The sequence below is a fragment of the Cellulophaga sp. Hel_I_12 genome (assembly GCF_000799565.1).
GTDB lineage: Bacteria > Bacteroidota > Bacteroidia > Flavobacteriales > Flavobacteriaceae > Cellulophaga.
This window is the reverse complement of the sequence record NZ_JUHB01000001.1, coordinates 3,305,984-3,330,264: the sequence shown is the minus strand read 5'-3', so window position 1 is coordinate 3,330,264 and position 24,281 is coordinate 3,305,984. Positions and strand designations below refer to the sequence as shown.

At 35.1% G+C, this 24,281-nt stretch carries 25 protein-coding genes; 13 read left to right on the top strand and 12 right to left on the bottom strand.

What is annotated here, in order from left to right; all coding sequences use genetic code 11:
• Positions 1-22 precede the first annotated feature (22 nt).
• The 3 genes from GQ45_RS14455 (at position 23) to GQ45_RS14445 (ending at position 3,289) form a co-directional block, all read left to right on the top strand.
• Positions 23-652: a bifunctional nuclease family protein gene (locus GQ45_RS14455; protein WP_047419077.1), complete on the top strand. Its 630-nt coding sequence runs from the start codon at positions 23-25 to the stop codon at positions 650-652.
• A gap of 71 nt (positions 653-723) precedes the next feature.
• Positions 724-2,184, top strand: coding sequence for a NupC/NupG family nucleoside CNT transporter (locus tag GQ45_RS14450; protein ID WP_047419076.1), 1,461 nt, complete (start codon positions 724-726; stop codon positions 2,182-2,184).
• Positions 2,185-2,464: 280 nt separating this feature from the next.
• Positions 2,465-3,289 (top strand): thymidylate synthase, encoded by an 825-nt coding sequence (locus tag GQ45_RS14445; RefSeq protein WP_047419073.1) that lies wholly within the window; start codon positions 2,465-2,467, stop codon positions 3,287-3,289.
• 67 nt (positions 3,290-3,356) lie between these two features.
• Here GQ45_RS14445 and GQ45_RS14440 read toward each other — a convergent pair whose 3' ends face one another.
• The gene (locus GQ45_RS14440) at positions 3,357-3,653 is read right to left on the bottom strand and encodes an isoamylase early set domain-containing protein (RefSeq protein ID WP_047419071.1); all 297 of its coding nucleotides are present in this window, start codon (positions 3,651-3,653) and stop codon (positions 3,357-3,359) included.
• Positions 3,654-3,802: 149 nt separating this feature from the next.
• Positions 3,803-4,888: an aminotransferase class V-fold PLP-dependent enzyme gene (locus tag GQ45_RS14435; RefSeq protein WP_047419069.1), complete on the bottom strand. Its 1,086-nt coding sequence runs from the start codon at positions 4,886-4,888 to the stop codon at positions 3,803-3,805.
• A 60-nt stretch (positions 4,889-4,948) separates the two neighbouring features.
• Here GQ45_RS14435 and GQ45_RS14430 point away from each other — a divergent pair, with 60 nt between their 5' ends.
• Together GQ45_RS14430 and GQ45_RS14425 are read left to right on the top strand one after the other, a co-directional pair.
• Positions 4,949-5,338 (top strand): 2TM domain-containing protein, encoded by a 390-nt coding sequence (locus GQ45_RS14430; RefSeq protein WP_047419068.1) that lies wholly within the window; start codon positions 4,949-4,951, stop codon positions 5,336-5,338.
• Positions 5,335-5,829 (top strand): dihydrofolate reductase, encoded by a 495-nt coding sequence (locus GQ45_RS14425; RefSeq protein WP_047419066.1) that lies wholly within the window; start codon positions 5,335-5,337, stop codon positions 5,827-5,829. Before GQ45_RS14430 ends, GQ45_RS14425 begins: the two co-directional genes overlap by 4 nt.
• 13 nt (positions 5,830-5,842) lie before the next feature.
• Here GQ45_RS14425 and murI read toward each other — a convergent pair whose 3' ends face one another.
• From murI to GQ45_RS14385, 8 genes are all read right to left on the bottom strand, one after another.
• Positions 5,843-6,622: a glutamate racemase gene (gene murI, locus GQ45_RS14420; protein WP_047420458.1), complete on the bottom strand. Its 780-nt coding sequence runs from the start codon at positions 6,620-6,622 to the stop codon at positions 5,843-5,845.
• A gap of 169 nt (positions 6,623-6,791) precedes the next feature.
• Complete coding sequence (locus tag GQ45_RS14415; protein ID WP_047419064.1) at positions 6,792-7,301, bottom strand: OmpH family outer membrane protein; 510 nt, start codon at positions 7,299-7,301, stop codon at positions 6,792-6,794.
• 70 nt (positions 7,302-7,371) lie between these two features.
• Positions 7,372-8,187 carry an OmpH family outer membrane protein gene (locus GQ45_RS14410; RefSeq protein ID WP_047419062.1) on the bottom strand — a complete coding sequence of 272 codons (816 nt, stop codon included), beginning with the start codon at positions 8,185-8,187 and terminating at the stop codon, positions 7,372-7,374.
• A gap of 186 nt (positions 8,188-8,373) precedes the next feature.
• On the bottom strand, positions 8,374-10,995 hold the full coding sequence (gene bamA, locus GQ45_RS14405; RefSeq protein ID WP_047419059.1) for an outer membrane protein assembly factor BamA: 2,622 nt from the start codon (positions 10,993-10,995) through the stop codon (positions 8,374-8,376).
• Positions 10,967-11,707, bottom strand: coding sequence for an isoprenyl transferase (locus GQ45_RS14400; protein ID WP_047419058.1), 741 nt, complete (start codon positions 11,705-11,707; stop codon positions 10,967-10,969). Before GQ45_RS14400 ends, bamA begins: the two co-directional genes overlap by 29 nt.
• An 8-nt stretch (positions 11,708-11,715) precedes the next feature.
• Positions 11,716-12,411 (bottom strand): DUF6089 family protein, encoded by a 696-nt coding sequence (locus tag GQ45_RS14395; RefSeq protein WP_047419055.1) that lies wholly within the window; start codon positions 12,409-12,411, stop codon positions 11,716-11,718.
• Between the two features lie 104 nt (positions 12,412-12,515).
• Positions 12,516-13,397 (bottom strand): NAD kinase, encoded by an 882-nt coding sequence (locus GQ45_RS14390; RefSeq protein WP_047419054.1) that lies wholly within the window; start codon positions 13,395-13,397, stop codon positions 12,516-12,518.
• Between the two features lie 4 nt (positions 13,398-13,401).
• Positions 13,402-14,058 carry a CBS domain-containing protein gene (locus tag GQ45_RS14385; RefSeq protein ID WP_047419053.1) on the bottom strand — a complete coding sequence of 219 codons (657 nt, stop codon included), beginning with the start codon at positions 14,056-14,058 and terminating at the stop codon, positions 13,402-13,404.
• Positions 14,059-14,145: 87 nt separating this feature from the next.
• Between GQ45_RS14385 and GQ45_RS14380 the strand changes: the two genes are divergently transcribed.
• From GQ45_RS14380 to clpX, 7 genes are all read left to right on the top strand, one after another.
• On the top strand, positions 14,146-14,874 hold the full coding sequence (locus GQ45_RS14380) for a pyridoxine 5'-phosphate synthase (RefSeq protein WP_047419051.1): 729 nt from the start codon (positions 14,146-14,148) through the stop codon (positions 14,872-14,874).
• A complete protein-coding gene (locus tag GQ45_RS14375; protein ID WP_047419049.1) occupies positions 14,874-15,644 on the top strand; it encodes an alpha/beta fold hydrolase in 771 nt (256 codons plus the stop codon). The genes GQ45_RS14380 and GQ45_RS14375 overlap by 1 nt, the downstream gene beginning before the upstream one ends.
• Before the next feature lie 127 nt (positions 15,645-15,771).
• Positions 15,772-17,262 (top strand): G-D-S-L family lipolytic protein, encoded by a 1,491-nt coding sequence (locus GQ45_RS14370; RefSeq protein ID WP_047419047.1) that lies wholly within the window; start codon positions 15,772-15,774, stop codon positions 17,260-17,262.
• A gap of 70 nt (positions 17,263-17,332) precedes the next feature.
• A complete protein-coding gene (locus GQ45_RS14365; RefSeq protein ID WP_047419045.1) occupies positions 17,333-17,671 on the top strand; it encodes a phage holin family protein in 339 nt (112 codons plus the stop codon).
• Between the two features lie 108 nt (positions 17,672-17,779).
• A complete protein-coding gene (gene tig / locus GQ45_RS14360; RefSeq protein ID WP_047419043.1) occupies positions 17,780-19,102 on the top strand; it encodes a trigger factor in 1,323 nt (440 codons plus the stop codon).
• Positions 19,103-19,188: 86 nt separating this feature from the next.
• On the top strand, positions 19,189-19,869 hold the full coding sequence (clpP, locus tag GQ45_RS14355) for an ATP-dependent Clp endopeptidase proteolytic subunit ClpP (RefSeq protein WP_047419041.1): 681 nt from the start codon (positions 19,189-19,191) through the stop codon (positions 19,867-19,869).
• 94 nt (positions 19,870-19,963) lie between these two features.
• The gene (gene clpX / locus GQ45_RS14350) at positions 19,964-21,199 is read left to right on the top strand and encodes an ATP-dependent Clp protease ATP-binding subunit ClpX (protein WP_047419039.1); all 1,236 of its coding nucleotides are present in this window, start codon (positions 19,964-19,966) and stop codon (positions 21,197-21,199) included.
• Here clpX and GQ45_RS14345 read toward each other — a convergent pair.
• Both GQ45_RS14345 and GQ45_RS14340 read right to left on the bottom strand, forming a co-directional pair.
• Entirely contained in the window at positions 21,196-21,741 is a 546-nt protein-coding gene (locus GQ45_RS14345) for a hypothetical protein (RefSeq protein ID WP_047419037.1), read from the bottom strand. The genes clpX and GQ45_RS14345 overlap by 4 nt on opposite strands.
• Positions 21,742-21,813: 72 nt before the next feature.
• On the bottom strand, positions 21,814-23,328 hold the full coding sequence (locus GQ45_RS14340; RefSeq protein ID WP_047419036.1) for a GH3 auxin-responsive promoter family protein: 1,515 nt from the start codon (positions 23,326-23,328) through the stop codon (positions 21,814-21,816).
• Positions 23,329-23,424: 96 nt separating this feature from the next.
• Here GQ45_RS14340 and GQ45_RS14335 point away from each other — a divergent pair, with 96 nt between their 5' ends.
• A complete protein-coding gene (locus tag GQ45_RS14335; protein ID WP_047419035.1) occupies positions 23,425-24,219 on the top strand; it encodes a DUF2797 domain-containing protein in 795 nt (264 codons plus the stop codon).
• Positions 24,220-24,281: the final 62 nt, after the last annotated feature.

Sequence of the window (24,281 nt, the reverse complement as noted above, 5' to 3'; positions counted from 1 at the left end):
CTTTTACAGTTTACAAATACTTATGAGCTTAGTCCGATTAAAAATAAAAGGAATATCATACAGCCAAACACAGAATGGTGCGTATGCCCTTATTTTAAATGAAGTTGAAGGTGATCGAAAATTACCTATTATTATTGGCGCTTTTGAAGCACAATCTATTGCTATTGCTTTAGAAAAAGAAATAAAACCTCCTCGCCCATTAACTCATGATCTTTTTAAAAATTTTGCAGATCGTTTTGATATTACGGTAAAGCAAGTCATCATTCATAAACTAGTAGACGGTGTTTTTTATTCGAGTATTATTTGTGAAAGAGATAAAATTGAAGAGATTATTGATGCCAGAACAAGCGATGCTATCGCCTTGGCACTGCGCTTTAATGCCCCTATTTTCACCTACAAAACAATCTTAGACAAAGCGGGTATCTTCCTTAAGTTTTCTTCTAAAGACAAGGAGGATGAAAAATCAGATGATAGTATTATGGTGAACGAAATTCTTCAAGAAGGAGAAACTGTAGAGATCACAGGTTCTGCAAGTGACGGATATTCAGAACTTTCTACAGAAGAGCTGTATAAGGAGCTCGATAGCGCAGTTGCCAATGAAAATTATGAAAAAGCCGCTAAATTACGAGACGAAATTTCTAAAAGAGAATAATATTCAATACTACAAGAGCGTATCAATTACGTGAGTTCCTATTTTTTTAATAAATAAAAATGATTTAACGTATGAAAAACAGCTTTTGGTTTCTAATCATCGCCTTTTGTATTGTATTTCCATCCTTTGCCCAAGAAGCAATCCCTATTGATAGTATCACAAAATCAGCCGAAATAATAACGCTGACTGATATCAACCAAGAAACTTTAAGCGTCATAAAACCAAACGATGGGTTTTCTTTAAATAGTTTGTGGCGAGGTATGCTGGGCATGGTGGTACTCATTTTTGTTTCCTTTCTTTTTAGCGCCAACAGAAAAGCCATAAATTGGAAAACGGTAGGTATTGGTTTAGGACTTCAATTAATTATAGCCATAGGTGTTCTCCGAGTACCTTTTATTCAATATGTTTTTGATAAAATTGGAAAAGTATTTGTAAAAATACTTGAATTTACGACGGCTGGAAGTAAATTTTTATTTGAAGGTTTGGTGGTCGACATGGACACCTTCGGATTTATTTTTGCGTTTCAGGTACTCCCCACCATTATTTTCTTTTCAGCCTTAACATCTGTATTATTCTATTTAGGCATAATTCAAAAAGTGGTCAAAGTGCTGGCATGGCTTTTAACCAAAAGCTTAGGCATATCAGGGGCTGAAAGCTTGAGTGTTGCCGGTAATATATTTCTCGGACAAACCGAAGCACCTTTACTGATTAAAGCCTATTTAGAGAAAATGAACAAGTCCGAAATACTCTTGGTCATGATTGGCGGTATGGCCACGGTGGCCGGGGCTGTATTAGCGGCCTATATTGGTTTTTTAGGAGGTGATGATGAACTATTAAGGTTGCAATTTGCCAAGCATTTATTAGCAGCATCGGTCATGGCTGCCCCAGGAGCCATTGTAATTTCAAAAATATTATACCCACAAACCGAATCTATCAATACCGATGTTGAAGTCTCTAATGAAAAAATAGGTAATAATTTTTTAGATGCTATAGCCAACGGAACCACAGAAGGACTAAAACTTGCTGTCAATGTTGGTGCTATGCTTCTTGTTTTTGTGGCCTTTATTGCTATGATAAATTGGGTTTTTGGTGCCATTGGCGATGTAACTTCTGTTAACGATTGGATTGCCGCAAACAGTTCGTACCAAAAACTATCCTTAGAGTCTATACTCGGCACTATTTTCGCACCTTTAATGTGGTTAATTGGTGTTGCAAAAGAAGATGTGATGCTTATGGGGCAGTTGTTGGGTATTAAATTAGCAGCAAGTGAATTTATCGGATACATTCAATTAGCAGACCTTAAGGATGTGGCTAACGGCACACATTTTACCTATAATAAATCGGTTATCATGGCTACCTATATGCTTTGTGGTTTTGCAAATTTTGCCTCCATTGGTATTCAAATTGGGGGAATAGGATCACTAGCACCCGGACAACGAAAAACATTGTCAGAATTTGGTTTAAAAGCGGTTCTAGGCGGCTCTTTAGCATCCTTACTTTCGGCGACTATTGCTGGGATGATCTTGGGATAATCCCCCTAGCCCCCAAAGGGGGAACTCTAAATATTACGGTTTAAAATTGACAATTTAATTAGGTCGTAAACTCCTATTAAAAAAAAAAGCTCACTAGTCCCCGAAGGGCGAACTCCTATAATAAGGCTAAATACCGCTAACTAAATAAACAAGTTTATAAATTTTAATTTCGTTAATAATTATTGATAAGTAGCTTTTAATTAAGCGCAATAATTTGAAACGATTCTATATTTTTGTGATATACTAATATAAAAATCCCCCTTTGGGGGCATGGGGGCGGATGAAACAATATCACGATTTATTACAACATGTTTTGGAAAATGGCAACCAAAAAGGAGACAGAACAGGTACGGGAACTAAAAGTGTTTTTGGCTATCAAATGCGTTTTGACCTCAGTGAAGGTTTTCCTATGGTCACCACCAAAAAATTACATTTAAAGTCGATTGTTTATGAATTACTTTGGTTTTTAAAAGGGGATACAAATATTGATTATTTGAAAGAAAACGGGGTAAGAATTTGGAACGAATGGGCTGATGAAAACGGAAATTTGGGCCCGGTTTACGGTCACCAATGGCGCAATTGGAACAGCGAAGAAATTGATCAGATTAAAGAAGTTGTAGCTACCCTAAAAAACAATCCCAATAGTAGAAGAATGTTAATTTCTGCTTGGAATCCTAGTGTGTTACCCGATACATCAAAATCGTTTTCAGAAAACGTTGCTAATGGTAAAGCTGCTTTACCACCCTGTCATGCCTTTTTTCAATTTTATGTTGCGGATGGAAAATTATCTTGTCAATTATACCAACGTAGTGCAGATATATTTTTAGGAGTTCCCTTTAATATAGCCTCGTATGCTTTATTTACAATGATGATGGCACAAGCTTGTGGTTACCAACCCGGAGATTTTATTCACACCTTTGGAGATGCCCATATTTACGACAATCATATGGAGCAGGTAGAACTACAGTTAAGTAGAGAACCTAGACCCTTACCTAAAATGATTTTAAACCCTGAGGTGAAAAATATTTTTGACTTTACTTTTGAAGATTTTACGCTTGTAGATTACAATCCGCATCCGCATATTAAAGGAGCTGTAGCTATTTAAAAAAACAATAGAAAAGCGGAAACAAACTAGAATTTATTTCCGCTTTTTTATAAAATTTCTTAGAAATCTATAGCTCTAAAACTGCATTTTCTGCACCAGCATAGTCGTTCCATTGGTAACGATCTGCTTCTGTATCATTGACAAAACTATCATCAACAAGATACCTAAACTCGTAAGACGTTTCTTTTGGCAAATCCATAGTTCCTTTAAAGGTTCCATTTTTTAATTTTCTTAAAGCTCCTTTTTTTGGATTCCAATCATTAAAATCACCAACAACAAATACTTTTGCTGCTTCTTCCGCCGGAACTGTAAAGGTTACTTTACAAACCGGTTTACTTTTTAAATACTGTTTTGTGATGGCCATAATATAGTGTTTTATATGAGCTGCAAAGCACGCTATAAAAATATTGATTACCAACTAGTTAGCTCAGATTTGCGATTTCAGCAAAATAAGAATTACAAAAAATTGAAATTATCAAAAGAATACTCCATTTTTTTACATTTTCAAAACCTTTACCTTGATTTTTTTATGACATCAACAACTTTACTGATGTTTTTTGTCGTATTATAGAAGTGAAAACTAAGCCGAATTCCCTTTCCTCGTTGAGAACAAATAATATTATGATAGGCAAGCTGGTCGAAAAGCTTTTGATCACCAGCAATCGTAAAAATGGTACTATGCGTTTTTCGCTTAACCACACTATCTTCTAATACGCCCAGTTTAGAAAATTCTTGTAAGGCAAAAGCACTTAATTCGCTATTTTTTGCACTTATGGTATCCATACCAATATCCGTCAAAAATTCTAATGACTTTTTTAAGCTTCCAAAGGCTAAACTATCTAAATGCCCTGGTTCAAAATGCTTGGTGAATCGCGCATTACCTTTTTGAGTAAGGTCTGCATTTACACTATTAAACCCAATGGTTTTTAACGAAAAAAAAGTGCTAGCTGTATCTTTAAAAAGCATAAATCCATTACCACTGCCAGCCAGCAGCCATTTATAAGCACTGGCACCTAGAATATCAATCCCTGAATTATCAAAATCGAAAGACTCGGTTCCACAGAATTGAGTACCATCCGCAATAACTAAAAGTTCAGGATGCGCTTCTTTTAACTTCTTTAAAAATTCAAGATCAATTTTAATTCCATTGAGCCATTGCACCAGACTTATGGCTAAAACCGTTATATTTTCTTTTGAAATAGCTGATAAAATATTCGTTTCTAAATGTTCCGTAATATCGAGGTACGTACACTCAAAACCTCTGCTTTCAAATGGCCAAGTTAAAGAAGGATAATCGTCATTTAAGAGTAATACCTTATGCTTTTTATCCAAGCCTTCAAGAAGTATATTTAAACCAATTGAAAAATTTGGAATCAAGGCTACATGCTCTTTTTTACAATTAAAAAACTGACCAACAGCCACTCGGGTATCAGTAATTGTTTGTAAGGCCTTGGTTTTAAAAGTACTACCACCTATTAAATAATCTAGATCATGTTCTTGGCGCCAGTCTAAAAGACCATCATATAAAATACCGTGAGCAGCAGTATTGGCATAAATATACTGGTCTAAAATGGGGAATTCTTTACTAATATTTTGCATCGTATAAATCGTTAAAATACTAATTGTAGTATCTTTGTAAGGTAAAGATACTTAATATACATGTTTTCTAAAGCGAAAAATAAACCTGAAATAGATCTAGAACAACACGAACTTTTAGAACATGCACAGTTGCGTGTAAAACAAAAAAAACGTTTGTATACACACTTTGTGATCTTCCTTGTAGGAAGTATTTTTTTGATCCTGATCAATAAAATACTAAAATACGGTGCAGATTATAATTGGTTTATTTGGGCTATAACCTTTTGGGCTTTTTTATTTGTCATCCATGTCATTAATGTGTTCTTTACTCAAAAATTCATGGGGAAAGTTTGGGAACGACAACAACGTGAAAAATTAGTGTTAAAGCAAAAGCAAAAAATTGCATCCTTACAGAAAGAAATAGAAACTGACTTTCCTATTTCTCAAATAAATAAAAAAAAAGAAGATTGAAAACTATTACTCTAATTGCAGCGGCAGCTGAAAATAACGCACTAGGTAAAAATAATGATCTGCTTTGGCACTTACCTGACGATTTTAAACGCTTTAAAAAAATCACTACAGGACATGCTATCATTATGGGACGAAAAACCTTTGAAAGTTTTCCAAAACCCCTTCCCAACAGAAAACATATTATTATTACAAGAGATAAAAATTACAAGACAAACTATCAAGATTGTTTTGTGGTGCATAGTCTTGAGGAAGCTATAGTTTTAACTGAAAAAGAATCCATCGTATATATTATTGGAGGTGGAGAAATTTACGCATTAGGGTTACCTATCGCAACCAAAATAGAATTAACTAGAGTACACGAAAGCTTTGAAGCAGATGCTTTTTTTCCTGAAATTGATCTTAACAGGTGGAAAATTAGTCAGGAAGAATACCATCCTAAAGATGAAAATCACAACTACGATTTTACCTATTTAAGCTATACATTGAAATAAATTTGTTTTATTTCTAAAAATCTAGGGCCGCAATTTCAACCTCATAGCCCGTTAAAAATTCTTTTAAAATAGACAGCTTAGCATTGCTATAAAATTGATGCGTTGCCTTATTTTTTGGGGCTAGTAATAAATGGCTTTCTAAAATATTCTTAGTCTGCCTAGCAACAGCTTCGCCTGAATCGATAATGTGTATGTGCGCAGGTAGAATAGACTTGATGACAGGTATTAAATAGGGGTAATGAGTGCAGCCTAAAACAATGCAATCTACACCTTGTGCTACCATAGGATTTAAGTACCGCTCAAGCAATTCTTTTGTTTCGGGGTTGTCTACCCTGCCTTGTTCTATAAGTGGCACTAAACCCTCGCCATTTTGCTCTATAAGCTCAATGCCGTTCGCAACCACTTTTGAGGTTTGGTGAAAAAGCGCACTTGACAGGGTGCCCTGTGTCGCTAAAATCCCAATTTTCTTGGAAACAGTTTGTAATGCGGCAGGTTTAATAGCTGGTTCTATCCCAATAAATGGAATGGGGTATTTAGCTCTCAAATAAGCAATGGCATTGGTGGTTGCCGTATTACACGCTACCACAATTAGCTTACACCCCCGAGCTATTAAAAATTGGGTATTCTTTTCGCTTAAGGCAAGTATTTCTTCTGCACTTTTTTCACCATAAGGCGCATTTTTACTATCTGCTAAATAAATGGTATGTTCATCAGGAAGTACCCTGTTAATTTCCTTCCATATAGAGGTACCGCCTACACCAGAATCAAAAATACCTATGGGTTGTATATTCATACCTAACATACCTAATGAAATCGAAAGTTACATTAATTTTATTGGTTTACGAAAATGATAGTACCGAATTCGCAAAGGTTATAAAATTAGAAAAACACCAATGCCCTAGAGCAAAAAAAAATCCACTTTGTACAAAGTGGATTTTTTTAAATTTGTTATTAGGTCGCTATTAAAAACCTAATTCTTTTTTTACTAAAGGCAATAAATCTGTTCCTTTTGCTACGATTACTCCACTACCTTGTGATGAATCTAATACATAATTTACACCTTGTGCTGCTGCAACTTTTTCTATGGCTAACTTAGCCTTATCTGAGATAGGACCTAATAATGCCACTTGCTTATTTTGAAGTTCTTGTTGCGCCTTTTGTTGTGCTTCTTTAATAGTTCTATCAAAACCTTCTAATTCAGCCATTCTTTTCTGATTTTCTTCATCAGACTTTGTGGCCGCTTCATTTTGATATTGCTTGTATTTGTTTTGCATTTCAGTTACAGAGCTTTGAATATCAGCACCATAGGTTTCTTGCAACTTTTTAAGCTCAGCTTCTGCGGCTTTCATTTCGGGCATTGCAGACATTAAATCAGTTACATTAATGTGTGCAACTTTATTTTGCGCATTCACAAAGCTCGACGCTGCTACAAATAAAACTACTGCTACTACTATTTTTCTTAAATGTTTCATGTTTTCTTAAATTACTTTTGAGTGTTAAATAAATGGTTTAGTACTCCTTTCGGAGGATTTTGAGTTTAAATTATTGATTTCCTTTTTTCTCTTTTTCTTCTGCTTCTGCTTCTTTTTTCTTGGCTTCGCGCTCTTCTAACAATTTTTTACGCCTAGCTTCGTAGGCATTTTTACGTTCTTCTCTAAGTTTTAATTGTTCTTCTCTCTTCTCTGCAGCCGATTTATCTCTTGCCTTTTGAGCTTCTTCTGCTTGCGATAAACGCTCTTTTAAAGCATCTGTCATTTCTCTTTCTTCTGGCTCGCCTTCAAAATCGTCTAAAGCGTTTCGTTTATTGACTCTTTCTTTAGCGGCACTCACCTTTCGTGTTCTTGAAATAGCATTTAATACTAATTCACTAAGGTCTAATCTCTTATCAGCATATAACATCACAAAATCAGCTGATCTGTCGACAATCATGTCATAATTTCTACTCTGTCCTATTTTTTGAACTTCATTAAAAACCTGATCTTGAATCGGCTGTATTAATCGTTGTTTCGAAAGAATTAAATCACCGTTGGGACCAAAACGGTCTTGTTGATAATCGAACATTTCTTTCTCTAAAATTTTAATCTCTTCTTCTCGCTCGGCAATTAACTCGTTCGTTAGCAGTACTTTCTCTGCCATCAAATCTTTTTTCATTTGATCAATTGCACTCTGTTCTTGCTCCAACTCTAACTTCCATTTTTGGACCTTCGCGTCAAGTTGTTCGTTTGCCTCTCGATATTCTTCTACATTTTCAAGAATATACTCCATATCCACATACGCGATTCTTACACCTCGCTGCTGTGAAAATAAGCTTAACGATAAAAGCATCGCACTAATACATAAAAGAACTTTTGTTTTCATTTCGTTTCTATTTACTGGTATAGAAAATATCGTGCCAAAATAAATAAATATTTTAAGAATGTAGGTAAAATAGTAAAGTTTAATATAAAAAACCCAGATTTTACGATACCTCTTCTAAAACACGTACCACTATCAAAATTAAATTAAATTGTTTTTATTTGATGGTGTTGCTACGTATTTAAAGCTCTAAAATTGTTGCCCAATAATGAAATGAGTTTGGAAACCGCTTGGTGTTCCAACCGGATTGCTATAATCATTATCAAACCCGTAACCAAAATCGATTCCTAATAATCCAAAAGCCGGCATAAAAATACGCAAACCAGCACCAACTGATCTTTTTATTTCAAACGGATTAAAATCATTAAAATTGTTGAAAGCGTTACCACCTTCCATAAAAGCTAATCCATAGATAGACGCAGATGGTTTAAGGGTTAATGGATACCTAAGCTCCATGGTAAACTTGTTGTAAATAACCGCACCGTCTTGGCGCCCAGTCACAGGATTGAATGGCGTTACTGAGTTGTTTTCATAGCCTCTTAAACCAATGTTTTCACGACCATCAAGCGTAAAGTTACCCATACCATCTCCTCCTAGGAAAAAACGTTCAAAAGGTACGTTCCCCTTTCTATTGTTATAATTTCCTAAAAATCCAAATTCTGCATTGGTGCGAAGTACTAGGGACTTGTTACTCGCTCTACCCACTAAGGTTGTATACCAATCCCCTTTAAAGTTTACTTTATAAAACTCTAACCATTTAAAGCGCTCTTGATTATTTTCCTGTAATTGTTGCTCTGTAGTAGCGTTGGCCAAGTCTTCGTTAAGCTGATTATAATCCGTGTCATTTAACAAAGACCAAGGCGGTGTAAATTTAGCGCGAATTTCGAAATTAGAACCATAGGTTGGGAAAATGGGATTAGACCCCGCCGATCGTCTGGAGATACCTAAAGTATAGGCCAAAGAATTGGCATTACCGTTACCAAAATTTAAGTTGGTGACATTAAAATCATTAAATTGGTAGAGTTGATACCCTAAAGAATGTGATATCGTAAAGAAATCATCAGGCCATTGTACTCGTTTTGCTAAGCCTAAGGTAATCCCTGTAATGGCGAAACTTCTACTTTTATCTACTTCAAACCTACCTCTAAATTGTTGCGTTCTATCAAAGTCAAAATTTCTCGTTCTTGATAGTGAAGCGCTGAAACTAACCGGTTTTTTACCACCTAACCAAGGTTCTGTAAAACTTAAACTATATACTCTAAAGGTTTGGCTCGCCTGTAAACGCAAGGCAAAACTTTGACCATCACCCATAGGCACTGGCTTATACTCTTTTTTATTGAATAAATTTTGGATCGAGAAGTTACTAAAAGATAAGCCCAAAGTTCCAATAAAACCACCTCCACCATAGCCACCTTGTAGCTCTATCTGGCTAGATCCTGCTTCGACAACACTATAATTTAAATCTACAGTACCGTCATTTGGATTTGGGTTGATTACATCGGGTTTTACATTTTCAGCATCAAAAAATCCTAAAGCACCCAATTCTCGAATACTTCTGATAATATCGGCCTTACTGTATTTTTGACCTGGTTGCGTTCTTAACTCTCTGAAGATAACGTGATCATTTGTTCTATCATTACCATCTACAGTCACGTGATTTAAAAACGTTTCTTTACCTTCAATAATTCTGATTTCAAAATTAATGGTATCATTAACAGCAGAAACCTCAACTGGGTTTATACTAGAAAACATATAACCAAAATTTTGATATAGACTAGTGATATCGTTAGGATCAGGCTTCGAATCGTCGGCAATACGCTCTTTTAACAATACGCCGTTATAGGTGTCGCCTTTGCGAATCCCTAGCACCGTGGCTAATTGTCGGTCAGTATAAACGGAGTTCCCAACAAAATCTATTTCACCGAAGTAATATTTATTACCTTCTTCAACTTTAATTTTAATATCGATTAAATCCTCACCATTTTTTATAATTGTATCTGATAATATACGCGCATCTCTATAGCCTTTTTCTGCATAAGTCTCGACTAATTTTACCAAATCAGCCTCATATTCTTCGGGGATATATTTAGATCTTTTTAATTTTAAAATATTTTTTAAAGATTTTTCTTTTGTTTTTTTAAGCGATTTTTTTAATCTCTTGTCCGATAATTTTTCGTTCCCTTCAAAACTGATACTACTGATTTTTACTTTAGCACCCTTTTTTACAGTAACCACCATACTTTGAGCGTTGGTCTCTGATGTATCTATAGCGGTCACAATATTGACCTTGGTATTTAAGAAACCTTTCTTTTTGTACTTATTTTGTAGGTAGTTTTTAGAGTTAGATATTAGATTTTCAGTGATTTTTTTACCCTTTTTTAAATCGGTATCTTTTAAAATATCATCAACCTGACCCTTTTTAACGCCAAATACGGTTACATCGGTTAAGGTAGGCCGCTCTAATATATTTAATTCTAAATAAATTTTATCATCTTCTATTTTAGTAATATAAAAGCTTATATCACTAAAAAGCTCCAAACTCCATAGTTTATTAATAACGGCACTAATTTCTTCACCTGGAACGGTAATTACTTGCCCTTCTCGAAGACCCGTATAGGTTTTAACAGTTTGTTCGTTATAGCTTTGAACACCAGTTACTTCTAAGCCTGCTAGAATATATTGTTTCCCCTCGTCATAAGAGGTTTCTTGCGAAAAACTCGCTACACTAAATAACAATAAAAATATGGTGATTTTTTGAAGAGAGTTGCACTTTTTTGCAGCTCTAGATAAGTTGTTCGCTAGTTTTTCCAAATCTTCGTTCTCTATTTTGGTAATTTAAAATTGCTTCAACCAAATGTTGCTCTGTAAAGTCAGGCCATAAAACATCCGTAAAATACAACTCAGCATATGCAATTTGCCAGAGTAAAAAGTTACTGATTCTATGTTCTCCACTAGTACGTATAAGCAAATCTACGTCTGGTAAATTGTGAGTGTAAAGATGGTTATTAATAATGGTTTCATCAATATTTTCAACAGAAATTATATTATTTTTAACTTTGGTACTTATAGCTTGTATCGCATTTTTAATTTCTTCTCTTGCACCATAACTTAAAGCTAATGTTAAAGTTAAACCTGTGTTTTTACTAGTTTTCTGAATAACCTCTTGTAATTCCTTACGTGCTTTTTGGGGTAAAGAATCCAGATCTCCTATAGCGTTTAAAGCGATGTTATTTTCCATAAACGTAGCCAATTCTTTCTTTAAAGAAGAAACCAATAAACGCATTAAAGTATCGATTTCAAATTTGGGTCTGTTCCAGTTTTCGGTAGAGAAGGTATAAAGGGTAAGGTAGGAGATTCCTGCTGCAGCACAAGACTCTACGGTTTTTTTAACGGTTTTTACACCATTTTCATGACCAAAGACTCTTATTTTTCCATGCTTTTTAGCCCATCTACCGTTACCATCCATAATTATAGCAAGGTGATTTGGCACTTTATTTTTATCAATCGTATCTATAGTGGTCATCATATGTGTTACTCAAAACAATCAGAACAAGGCTTTCTTTTGAAGGCGTAAGTTAAGGTAATCCCAGAAAAAACGTACCAATCATTGCTAAAAATATTGCCAAATTCTACATTTAACGGTTCTAAGTTTGCATCTGTTGGATTACTAAAGTCGAGATTATCCGTAAAGGTGTACCTAGCACCAATTTCACCCCCCAGTATTAATGATCTTGTGAGTCTATATTTAAAGCCTATAATCATAGGTATGGCGAATGATCCGTCCCTCTGATTATCAAAATTTATGACTTGATTGGCGTCAATATAATTGTAATCATATCTAAAATAAGTAATTCCAGTATATAAATAAGGTGTAAAGGCAGGTCCTAATCTATGCAGGTTGTAGTCTACAAAATTTAATTCTAACCCTGCAGAGGCTTCCAGAATATTATTATTTACAAGATAAGCCCGTTGTTGCCTTGAACTCATATTAGATTTTGTGTCATCGGCGGTAAATTCTCCATACAAGACACTTGCACGCCATGCGTAGCGCTTACTTATATTCCATTTAAAAATACCACCGACACCTATTCCTGAAGGAGCAATATAATTTGATCTACCAACATCTCCAATATTATTTACGCCACCAGCCATGATGCCAATTTCATAGGTCTGCCCAAACATTTGAAAAAATGTTAACACAAAGAGTAATAAAAAAAATGTTCTCATCTATTTTAAAAGTTTGCAAATATAAAAATTTGAAGTGTATCCCTATATTCTTGTTCTCCCTTTGATAAACAACTTTTAGTAGATTTTATTGTTTTTGTGGCGGGCTAATTGCGCTTATCTTCACCCCAAAGTAATTTATTACGCAATGTCTTTAAAAAACTCTCCGAAGTATATTCAATCATTTTAATGGTAAAGCTTGCTTTTTTTACTAAAATTTCTGTTCCATTTTCTAAGGTGGCTATCCTAGAATCTAAGGAAACTAAATGAAACTCCTCTCTACCCGAAACCCTCAACCGAATTTCAGTATCATCTGAAATCACTAAAGGTCTTGCGTTTAAATTATGGGGTGCTATAGGTGTTAATATTAACGATTTTACGGTGGGTGCAATGACGGGTCCTCCACAACTTAAAGAATATCCGGTGGATCCGGTTGGTGTTGCAATTATAAGACCATCTGCCCAGTATGAAGTCAAAAAATCATCATTCAAATAGGTTTCTACTGTAATCATAGACGTTGTATCCTTTCTGCTTACGGTCACTTCGTTCAACGCAAAATTTAAACTGTTGAATTCTGGTGTTGGCGGATGGGTGTGTACCTCAACTAAGCTACGCTCAACGATAGTATAAGCTCCAGCAATAAATTCTTTAACTACTTTACGTACATCTTCTTTTTTAAATGTTGATAAAAAACCTAACCTGCCTGTATTTACCCCTACAATTGGAATGTTTAAGTTTTTTACATAAGTAACAGCCCTTAGAATAGTACCGTCACCACCAAAACTAACCAACATATCAAAAGTATCATCTAAACCTTTGGCTTCCGTAAAAAGTGGGTAGACCTTTAATTTCTCTGATACTTGCAGTACCTGATAAAACTCTTTTTCAAAATAAACTTCGGCAGCTAAGCTACTTAATTCATCGAGTAATTCCAGTACATAATCAAGGGCGTTATCAGAATATGCTTGTCCGTAAACAGCGACTTTCATACCACTAAACGTTTAAATATTTATCTAAATAATCTGATCTTTCTTTTAAATCCTCTAAAAACTGATCATCATTATTTCCAAAAAGAATACTATAGTTGTACCGTCTGAATGTTTGGATAACATCGTTTAAATTCTCAGCTCCTATTTTTAAAGTAACTTGAATCAAATCATTTTTGTTATCTGTTATAAAGGCACCTATAATTTTAGTATTGTTAGTCTCTACTATTTGAGCTATTTCACTAAACGAATAATCTTTCACTCCTTTAGCCACCACCAAAATACCCCCTGGTTCAGAGAAAAATGGGGTGTCAATAAAGACACTAACAATAGTATTTAATTCATAATAACCCTGTACGACTGCATCTTCATTTAAAACAGGAAGTAGATTAGCCTCATTTCTAGAAAAAGCTTCTAAAACATCGAGCCAAGAGGTTTCTGTATGTACAAAAACAGCTTCTAATGAATGACGAAAATCCTCTAAGTTAGTGGCTACATCAAGCTCTTTAAGGTCGTTCTCGCAAATAACCCCTAAAAATTTACCATTTTCAGTGACGGCCACATGGGAATACGTTGTGTCTTTAAAAAAGCGCACAATTTCTTCCATTGAAGTCGTCAATTTAAAAATTGGAATGCTACGTATGATGTGTGATTGTAAATTCATATTGGTATATATCATGCAAATTACTAATTAAATAATTCAAAAAGCATACCTAATTTGTATTTTTGCCAAATAAAAAGACTATTGAGAATGACAAAATTAAGCGTTAACGTAAATAAAATTGCCACACTTCGAAATGCAAGAGGTGGGAACATGCCAAATCTCTTACAAGTTTCTAGTGATATTGAACGTTTTGGTGCACAAGGCATTACTATACACCCAAGACCTGATGAAAGGCATATCAAGTATAACGATGCTCGTGCCCTAAAAAGTATTGTCACTACTGAATTTAATATAGAAGGGAATCCAAATCAAAAATTTATTGATTTAGTTTTAGACATAAACCCAACTCAAGTAACTCTCGTTCCAGATGCCGAAGATGCCATTACGTCTAGTGCAGGTTGGGATACGATAAAACACCATGACTTTCTAAAAGATGTGATTGCTACCTTTAAAGCAAAAGGTATTAGAACCTCTATTTTTGTAGCTCCTAAGGTTGCAATAATTAAAAATGCGGCTAAGATTGGTGCTGACAGGATTGAATTATATACTGAAAGTTATGCCGAAAACTTTAGTAAAGCAACCAATGAAACAGAAAAACATAATGCCGTGAGCGCCTTTATCACGGCAGCAAAAATGGCAACTACTGTTGGCTTAGGCATCAATGCCGGACATGATTTAAGTTTAGACAACATTCAATACTTTAAAAAAAATATTCCAAATTTATTAGAAGTGTCCATTGGCCATGCTTTAATCTGCGAATCCTTATATTTTGGACTAGAAAATGTCGTTAACATGTACCTAAATAAATTAAAATAATGCAACTTTTACATTCTCAAATACTAGGAACAGGAAAACCTTTGCTCATTCTACATGGCTTTTTAGGCATGTCTGACAACTGGAAAACACTGGGAAACTCCTATGCAGAAAATGGTTTTGAAGTACACTTACTAGATCAACGAAACCACGGAAAAAGTTTTCAATCTGACATTTTTAATTATGATGTTCTAGTTGAAGATGTAAAAAACTACATGGCGCATTATAATTTAGAAAACACTATACTCTTAGGCCATTCTATGGGTGGTAAAACCGCGATGCAATTCGCCTGTAGCTATCCTGAAAAAATAGCTAAGTTGCTCATAGCGGATATTGCGCCAAAATACTATCCACCACATCATCAATCTATTCTTAATGCCTTAAATGCCATTGATGTAAAAAGTTTAGATTCCAGATCTGACGCTGATGATGCTTTAAAAAAACACATTAAAGATTTTGGAATTCGTCAATTTTTATTGAAAAACTTATATTGGGTTGAAAAAGGTGTTCTTGATTTCAGATTCAACTTGAAAGTGCTAAGTACAAAAATGGAAGAAGTCGGGGAAAACATAAGTTCAAATGCCACTTATGAAGGTCCTTGCTTATTTTTAAGAGGTGATCGATCAGAATATATTACATCAGAAGACCAGGCACTAATCAAAAGACATTTTCCGAAAGCCACTATTAAAACCATTGAAAAGGCAGGTCATTGGTTACATGCTGAAAATCCTGAACAATTTTTTGACTTTTCTTATAATTTTATGAACTCCTAAAAAAATTGGGCGATTTATTATGCATGCATAATTTTTTTGGTATTACAGTTGCTAGTATTATAATTTTAATTAAATTTGGATAACCTGCATTTATTTGCACCTCAACTAATCTATAACTCATATTTTCATGAAAAAATTTTTCGCATTAATTGCCTTTAGCTTGTTATTTATCTCCTGCTCTGATGATGATATTATCGAAGAGACAAGTATAGCACCCGTAGTATATACAAGTGGTACTGCTGATTTTACAACCTATGTTTCTGTTGGTAACTCGCTAACGGCAGGTTATTCTGACAACGCCCTCTTTAGAGAAGGACAAGAAAATAGTATGCCTGTTATGTTGGCTAGCAACTTTAGTCTAGCCGGTGGTGGTGACTTTAAAGTTCCCTTTATGGCAGATAACTTAGGTGGATTAACCTTAGGAGGCGCCCCATTACCTGGTTTTGGAAATCGACTATTTCTTTCGTTCACTACAGGGTCACCCACCCCCACAGCAGTATCTGGCGCTGGAACTACTGAGATCTCTACTCCACTAACAGGTCCATTCAATAATATGGGTGTCCCTGGAGCAAAAAGTTATCACCTTGGCGCACCAAATTATGGTGATGTTCAAGCATTACCGAATGCAAATCCTTATTTTATTAGAATGGCCTCATCGCCAACAACAACCGTTTTAGCAGATGTACTCAGTCAAAACCCAACCTTCTTTACCCTATGGATTGGCAATAATGATGTTTTAGGCTATGCCACTTCTGGTGGCGCCGGTGAAGACCACAATGAAACAGGAAATTTAAATCCTGCAACCTATGGCAGTAATGATATTACGCACAACACAACCTTTTTTGGTGTTTACAATGGTATACTACAAGCCATGACCGCTAGCCCAACAGTTTCTGGCGGGGTAGTCGCAAATATTCCAGACGTTACTACCATACCCTATTTTAAGACCGTACCACACAATCCGGTTCCTTTAGATGCTGCAACAGCTGCCCTAGTAAATGGCGCCTATGCGCAATACAACGGTGGAATACAACAATATTTGGCTGGTTCCGCTATTACCCCCGAGGAAGCCGCCCTTAGAACTATTTCTTTTACTGCTAGTGCCACCAATGCAGTAGTCATTATCGATGAAGATTTAACAGCATTACCAGGACTGCCTAACTACAGACAAGCAACAGCAAATGATCTATTGGTATTGCCTTCAAGAACATTCATAGGAACTTTAGCAGATCCTACTAACCCAACAAGTATTAATGGTGTTGCCGTACCATTAGCTGACAAATGGGTTTTAACGCCTCAAGAGCAAGCTTCCGTAGCAGCGGCTATTACGGGATACAACCAAACTATAGCAACATTAGCTAGTCAGTATAATTTGGCGCTTGTAGATGCAAATGCCTACTTAACCACTGTTGCCGCGAGTGGCATTACGCTGCAAGATGGTAGTCGAGTTACCGCTACCTATGGAACAGGCGGTGCCTTTTCATTAGATGGTGTACACCCTTCGCCAAGAGGATATTCACTATTGTCGAACTTATTTATTGAACAGATCAATGCGAAGTACGGTTCAAATTTACCTGGAGTAAATCCACTAGATTTTAAAGGGCTTTATATTAACTAGGTATTACATTTATAACTATATTTAAGGTGCCTTTTGGGGCACCTTTTTTTGTAATCCTAAAAAATAGCCTATGAAACTTATATTACGAATTTTATTAACCGCCATTTCTGTCGTAATTCTATCAAAGATTTTACCTCACGTGTCTGTAGATAGTTACTACACGGCAATTATTGTGGCTATAGTTTTAGGTTTATTAAACTTTATTGTTAAACCCATACTAACCATTTTAACCTTACCCATAACCATACTCACCCTAGGGCTTTTTCTTTTGATCATCAATGCCCTAATGATTCTTCTGGCCGATCGTTTAATTGACGGATTTATGGTGGATGGCCTTTGGTGGGCCTTATTATTTAGCCTTTGTTTGTCATTTTTACAATCTATTTTTTACTCTTTTTTGAAAGAATGATCAAAAAATAGGATCCTATTTGAAATTCAGTAGTTTAAAAATTTGTTGCAATTCACAATTTATAGTACTTTTGCATCCCATTTTATTGATGTAAAACAAGTTATATAAATGAATATCACTAAAGAACAGATTGACGAATTAAATGCTGTTGTAAAAGTAGCCGTTACAAAAGACGATTACCAAGACAAGGTTGAAACTATTCTAAAAGATTATAGAAAACAAGCCAACATCCCTGGTTTTAGAAAGGGACAAGTACCTATGGGCCTTATCAAAAAGCAATATGGTAAAGCCGTATTGGTTGACGAGGTAAATAAGTTAATTCAAGACAACCTTAACAAATACCTTACAGAAGAGAAATTAGATGTTCTTGGAAATCCCTTACCAAAACAACGTGATAATTTTAACTGGGATTCAGATGATTTCGATTTTGAATTTGAACTAGGTTTAGCACCGTCTTTTGAAATTAATTTAAAAGCAAAAAAACCCATCATACATTATACAATAGTGGCTGATGATAAAATGATTAATGAACAAATTGAACGTATTCAAAAACAATACGGAAAATTGATCAATAAAAATGAAGTGGGCGCCAAAGATGAAGTTGTCGGAACCTTTACCAATGAAGCCGCTGAAATTGAAAATAAAGCAACCATCACCCTTAGTGAACTAAAAGACAAAAAAGCGATTACGGCCTTCATGGGCAAAAAAGTAGGCGATACCCTTAGTGTAAACACCAAAAAATTATTCAAAGAAGATCAAGATTTAGCACGATCTATGGGCATAGAAATCGAAGTTGCAAAAGATTTGAATGTTGATGTTTCATTTAGTATTGAGGAAATTAATGAAAGAGAGCCCGCTGCATTAGACCAGGAATTATTTGACAAACTATTTGGTCCTGATGTTATCAAATCTAAAGAAGAATTAAAAGCTAAGATTAAAGAAGATTCTGAACAACAATTTGTACAGCAAACCGATCAAAAGCTTTTAAATGATGTTACTGAAGACTTCATAGACAATACAAAGTTTAATTTACCCGCTAACTTTTTGAAAAAATGGATTCAACTTACTGGCGAGAAAGTACTTTCTGATGATGAAGCCACTGCCGAGTACGAAAAATCAGAAAAAGGATTGCGTTACCAACTTATCGAAGGTAAAATTATCCAAGAAAATAATCTTCAGGTGCAATTTGATGAATTGAAAGAATTCGCTAAAGGATTTATCAAATCTCAAATGGCACAATTTGGTCAATTAAATCCTGCTGAGGAAGAATTAGACAATATAGCGGCTAGAGTATTGTCGAACCAAGACGAAGTAAAAAGACTTTCTGAACAATTAATGAGTCAGAAATTAATAAGCCTTTATAAGGAAAAGGCCAATCTTAAGACAAAAGAAGTTACTTATGAAAACTTTGTTAAGGAAGTTTATGGGTAGTTTTGCAAGGATAAAATAAGTATCTTTACGGTGTTGAAAGCTTTATTTCAACACCTTTTTTATTATAATAATAGTTTAAAAAATATATGGATTACGGAAAAGAATTCAAGAATTACGCTATAAAAGATCAAGGTATTAGCAGCATGTATTATGATAAAATCATGAGTAGCATGTATCCCGTAGGAATGACTCCAAATATCATTGAAGAACGCCAAATGAATGCAATTGCCATGGATGTTTTTTCAAGGTTAATGATGGACAGAATTATATTTCTAGGAACAGGAATTAATGATCAAGTTGCCAATATCGTACAAGCACAGTTGCTATTTTTAGAAAGTGCTGATGCAGCTAAAGATATTCAAATTTACATAAACTCTCCAGGTGGTAGCGTATACGCAGGTTTAGGCATTTATGATACCATGCAGTACATAAAGCCAGATGTGGCCACTATTTGTACCGGTATGGCAGCGTCCATGGGTGCAGTTTTATTATGTGCTGGAGAAAAAGGAAAGCGCAGCGGACTTACTCATTCACGTGTTATGATTCATCAACCTATGGGTGGTGCTCAAGGGCAAGCGAGTGATATTGAGATAACTGCAAGAGAAATTTTAAAGTTGAAAGACGAATTGTACGAAGTCATTGCCTTACATTCTAATCAAGATATTGAAAAAGTACGCGATGATAGTGACCGTGATTATTGGATGAAAGCAGAAGAAGCTAAAAATTACGGAATGATTGATGAGATTCTTGTAAGAGAAAAAAAATAATTACGACTAAATTTAGCAAAGTTACTTAAGTAACAACAATTAAAACTAAAACGAATTTATTTTCGTTTATATAGTGCAGTGATAGTACAAAATTATGGCAAAAGAAAGTTTAGAATGTTCTTTTTGTGGTCGTAAAAAGCCAGAAACGAATTTATTAATTGCAGGTTTAGATGCACATATCTGTGACCGTTGCATTGAGCAAGCTCATGGCATTGTAGCAGAAGAATCAAAACAAAGTAAAAACGAAGACCTCTCTTCTGAACTCATATTAAAAAAACCCTTAGAAATTAAGGAGTTTTTAGATACCTATATTATCGGCCAAGAACGCACCAAAAAGGTAATGTCTGTGGCCGTTTATAATCATTACAAAAGATTGTTACAGCCTACCTCTAAAGAAGACGATGTAGAAATTCAGAAGAGTAATATCATCATGGTAGGACAAACTGGAACAGGAAAAACACTTATTGCTAAGACCATTGCCAAAATGCTCAATGTGCCTCTTGCCATTGTTGATGCTACGGTTTTAACAGAAGCAGGTTATGTTGGGGAAGATGTTGAAAGTATATTAACTAGGCTTCTACAAGCCGCAGATTACAACTTAGAAAAAGCAGAGCGCGGTATTGTTTTTATTGATGAAATTGATAAAATTGCCCGCAAAAGTGATAATCCATCTATAACTAGAGATGTTTCTGGCGAAGGCGTACAACAAGGTTTATTAAAACTTTTAGAAGGTACCGTAGTTAATGTTCCACCAAAAGGTGGCAGAAAACATCCTGATCAAAAATTTATAGAGGTCAATACAGAAAACATCCTTTTTATTGCAGGTGGTGCTTTTGATGGTATTGAAAGAGCTATCAACAAGCGCTTAAACATGAAGTCTATTGGGTATAGTGCTAAAAAGGCAGAAGATCAATTAGATGAAACCAATATTTTACAATACATTATTCCAAAAGATTTAAAGGATTTTGGTTTAATTCCAGAAATTATTGGTCGCTTACCCGTATTAACACATATGAATCCTTTAGATGCTGAAGCGCTTAGGGCCATCTTAACTGAGCCTAAAAACGCCATAATAAAGCAGTATGAAAAGCTTTTTAAAATGGATGATGTGGCCTTCACCATTACTGATCAAGCCTTAGATTATATCGTTGAAAAAGCAATTGAATACAAACTCGGTGCACGTGGATTACGCTCTTTATGCGAAGCTATCTTTACAGATGCGATGTTTTCACTTCCAAGTAGTGATGAAAAAGAGTTAAAGGTAACCAAATCTTATGCTGAGAAAATGCTCTCTTTCGATACGATTAAAAAATTAAAAGCAGTTTCCTAAACTTGAAACTGCTTTTTAGTCACGTTTGCCAGTAATTCTTGACATACTTCTTTGATTATTTTCTCATCAGAATACATTTCGTGGCCAAAATTATGTGCTAAACTTATTTGCGTTTCCGTATCCTTTTCCCAAGTAGCATTTGGCCTGTTCGCATCATTTGAGCCAAATAACAACTTTCTAGTGAAGTTTGCTTTTGCTTTTTCTAGTCGTATACGCGTACTCGATATGGCATACAACGATTTTATGGGCAAACCAGAAAGGCCGGCTTTATAAACAACAGTTCCGCCTGTACTAAAAGCCAAGTAGTGACTTGGTTCTTTTTCTCTCTTTAAAAGATGGTGTACCGCCGTAGTGATACCGCCATTTACAAACGCTTCATGTAAATTCTCTTGATTTTCAACCGCCAAATTTATATTGGCCAGTTCTTGACAATCGTAAAAAACAATATCATAATGCTGTTGTAGATAGCCAAGGTAAGCCGTTATCCAAAGTCCTTTTTTGGTGCCCCACATGTCTGAAACAATTACTAATCTCTCTGCCATACATATAGTCTTTAAAACTAATTAGGTTAAATTCTACAGTAAACTTGAGACTTTAATGACAAAAAAACTATTTTATTTGTTTACCAGAAGCAATTCATCGATATAGTCCCTTTTATTAGACAACCTGGGTATTTTATGCTGTCCACCCAACTTATCTTTCGACTTTAACCAATCATAAAACAAATTTTCTCTTGCAATATGTACTTTAGGCATCTTTAAAGTGCTATTGTTATAACGTTTGGCTTCATAGTCAGAATTTAAGGATTTAAGCGCATTGTCAAGAAGTTCTGTAAAATAGGCTATATTTTCAGGTTGCTTTCTAAACTCTATAATCCATTCGTGACCCCCTTTTTCTTTGCCTTCCATGAATATAGGACCAGCTGTATAATCTTTGATTTCAGCTTCTGTTTTTAAGCATATGCTTCGGAGCGCCTCTTCGGCGTTTTCAATAATCAATTCTTCACCAAATACATTAATATGATGTTTTGTTCTGCCTGTAATTTTAATCCTAAAAGGGTCTATTGAAGTAAACCTCAAGGTATCCCCTATTTTATAACGCCACAAACCAGCATTTGTAGTAATTATAATCGCATAATTTTTATCCTTTTCTACCTCCCAAAGCGGCAGTACTTTTTGTTCTTCCGTTCCATAGGTATCCATAGGTATAAATTCATAAAAAATACCGTAATCAAGCATCAATAATAGTTCATCCGAGTTATTGCGGTCTTGAATGGCAAAAAACCCTTCTGAAGCATTATATACCTCGTAATAATTAAAACTTTTTCTGGGAAGTAGTTTTTTATACTGTTCATGATACGGATTAAAATTTACCCCACCGTGAAAATAAACCTCTAGGTTTTCCCAAATTTGAAACAAATGATCTTTTCCAGTTTTCTCAATGACATTAGTAAGTAAAACCAACATCCAAGAAGGAACACCGGCTAAACTTGTTACATTTTCCTGTGTGCTTTCTTTTATAATGGCTGCCAGCTTACTTTCCCACTCACTCATTAATGACACTCTATTACTGGGCGTACTGCTCAATTCAGCCCAAAAAGGCATATTATCAATTAATATTGCAGATAAATCCCCAAAAAAAGTATCGTTGTCTTTATATAACTCTTTACTCCCTCCAAGCCGCAGGCTTTTTCCTGTAAAAAGCTGAGAGTTTTCATTGTTATTCAGGTACAAACAGAGCAAATCTTTTCCTGATTTATAATGACAATCCTCTAAAGCCTCTGTACTTACTGGAATGAATTTACTTTTTGCATTGGTGGTTCCACTACTTTTTGCAAACCATTTTATATGTGTAGGCCAAAAAATATTCTGTTCTCCTCTTCGTGAACGCTCAATATCGGGCTCGAGTTCTTCATAGGAAATTATGGGAACTCGATTTTTAAAGGTTTGATAACTCAAAATACCACTAAAACCGTGCTTTTTACCAAATTCAGTATCCCGAGCAAAGGAAAGTAGTTGCATCAACACCTCTTCCTGAACCTCAGCAGGATACTTTAAAAAAAGTTCAATTTGATGATAACGCTTTTTAAGCAGCCAAGAAGCAATAGAATTAAATAAGGGTATGGGCATTTTTGGGTATCTTTAAGCGTTTTTTATAAATTGTTTTTCGATGAACAATTTAAGAAATCGTTTTGAAATTTATCAGTTTAATTTTTAAAGTTTTTTATGTTGTACGAAGGTGTTTTAAAAAAAATGCAAACAGAAATAGGAAGCCCCATTCAATACTATATGCTATTTGCCAATGACTTCTTAAATGTAAATCAGGTTATAAACAAGGAGCTTAGAATACATTTTTTAAAGTACCAGTGTTTACATTGCGGAGAAGATAAACCTATTTACCGACAAGGGTTTTGTAAAAATTGTTTTTTTGATATACCCTCGGCTGGTGATTGGATCATGCGACCCGAATTAAGCACCGCTCATTTAGATCAGGAAGATAGAAATTTAGACTATGAAAAAAAGGTGCAATTACAACCCCACATCGTTTATTTAGCAAATTCAAGCAGCGTCAAGGTTGGTGTAACTCGAAAATCACAAGTTCCCACTCGTTGGATAGATCAGGGCGCACATGAAGCTATTGAAATTGTTGAAGTTCCCAACCGTTATTTGGCAGGTATAACCGAGGTTGCTTTAAAAGAATATGTCAGTGATAAGACCAATTGGAGGAAAATGCTAAAAAATGACGTTTTAGACGAAAACCTCTCGGAATGGCGAACGAAACTGAAAAGTCATATTCCTAAAGAGGTTCTCCCTTATTATTTAACCGAAAGTATTGAAACTCAATTAGAATTTCCGGTTCTAAAGTATCCTACCAAAGTTAAAAGTCTAAACTTGGATAAAACGCCTAAGTACCAAGGTACTCTAGTTGGGATTAAGGGTCAATATTTAATCTTTGAAGATGATACGGTCTTTAATGTACGTAGCAATGAAGGGTATTATGTGTCGGTCCAGGTGGGGTAAAAAACAGCATCTAGAGCCATGATCAAGGCCTATTGGCTCTCCGTGCTTGGCGCTAGATGCTG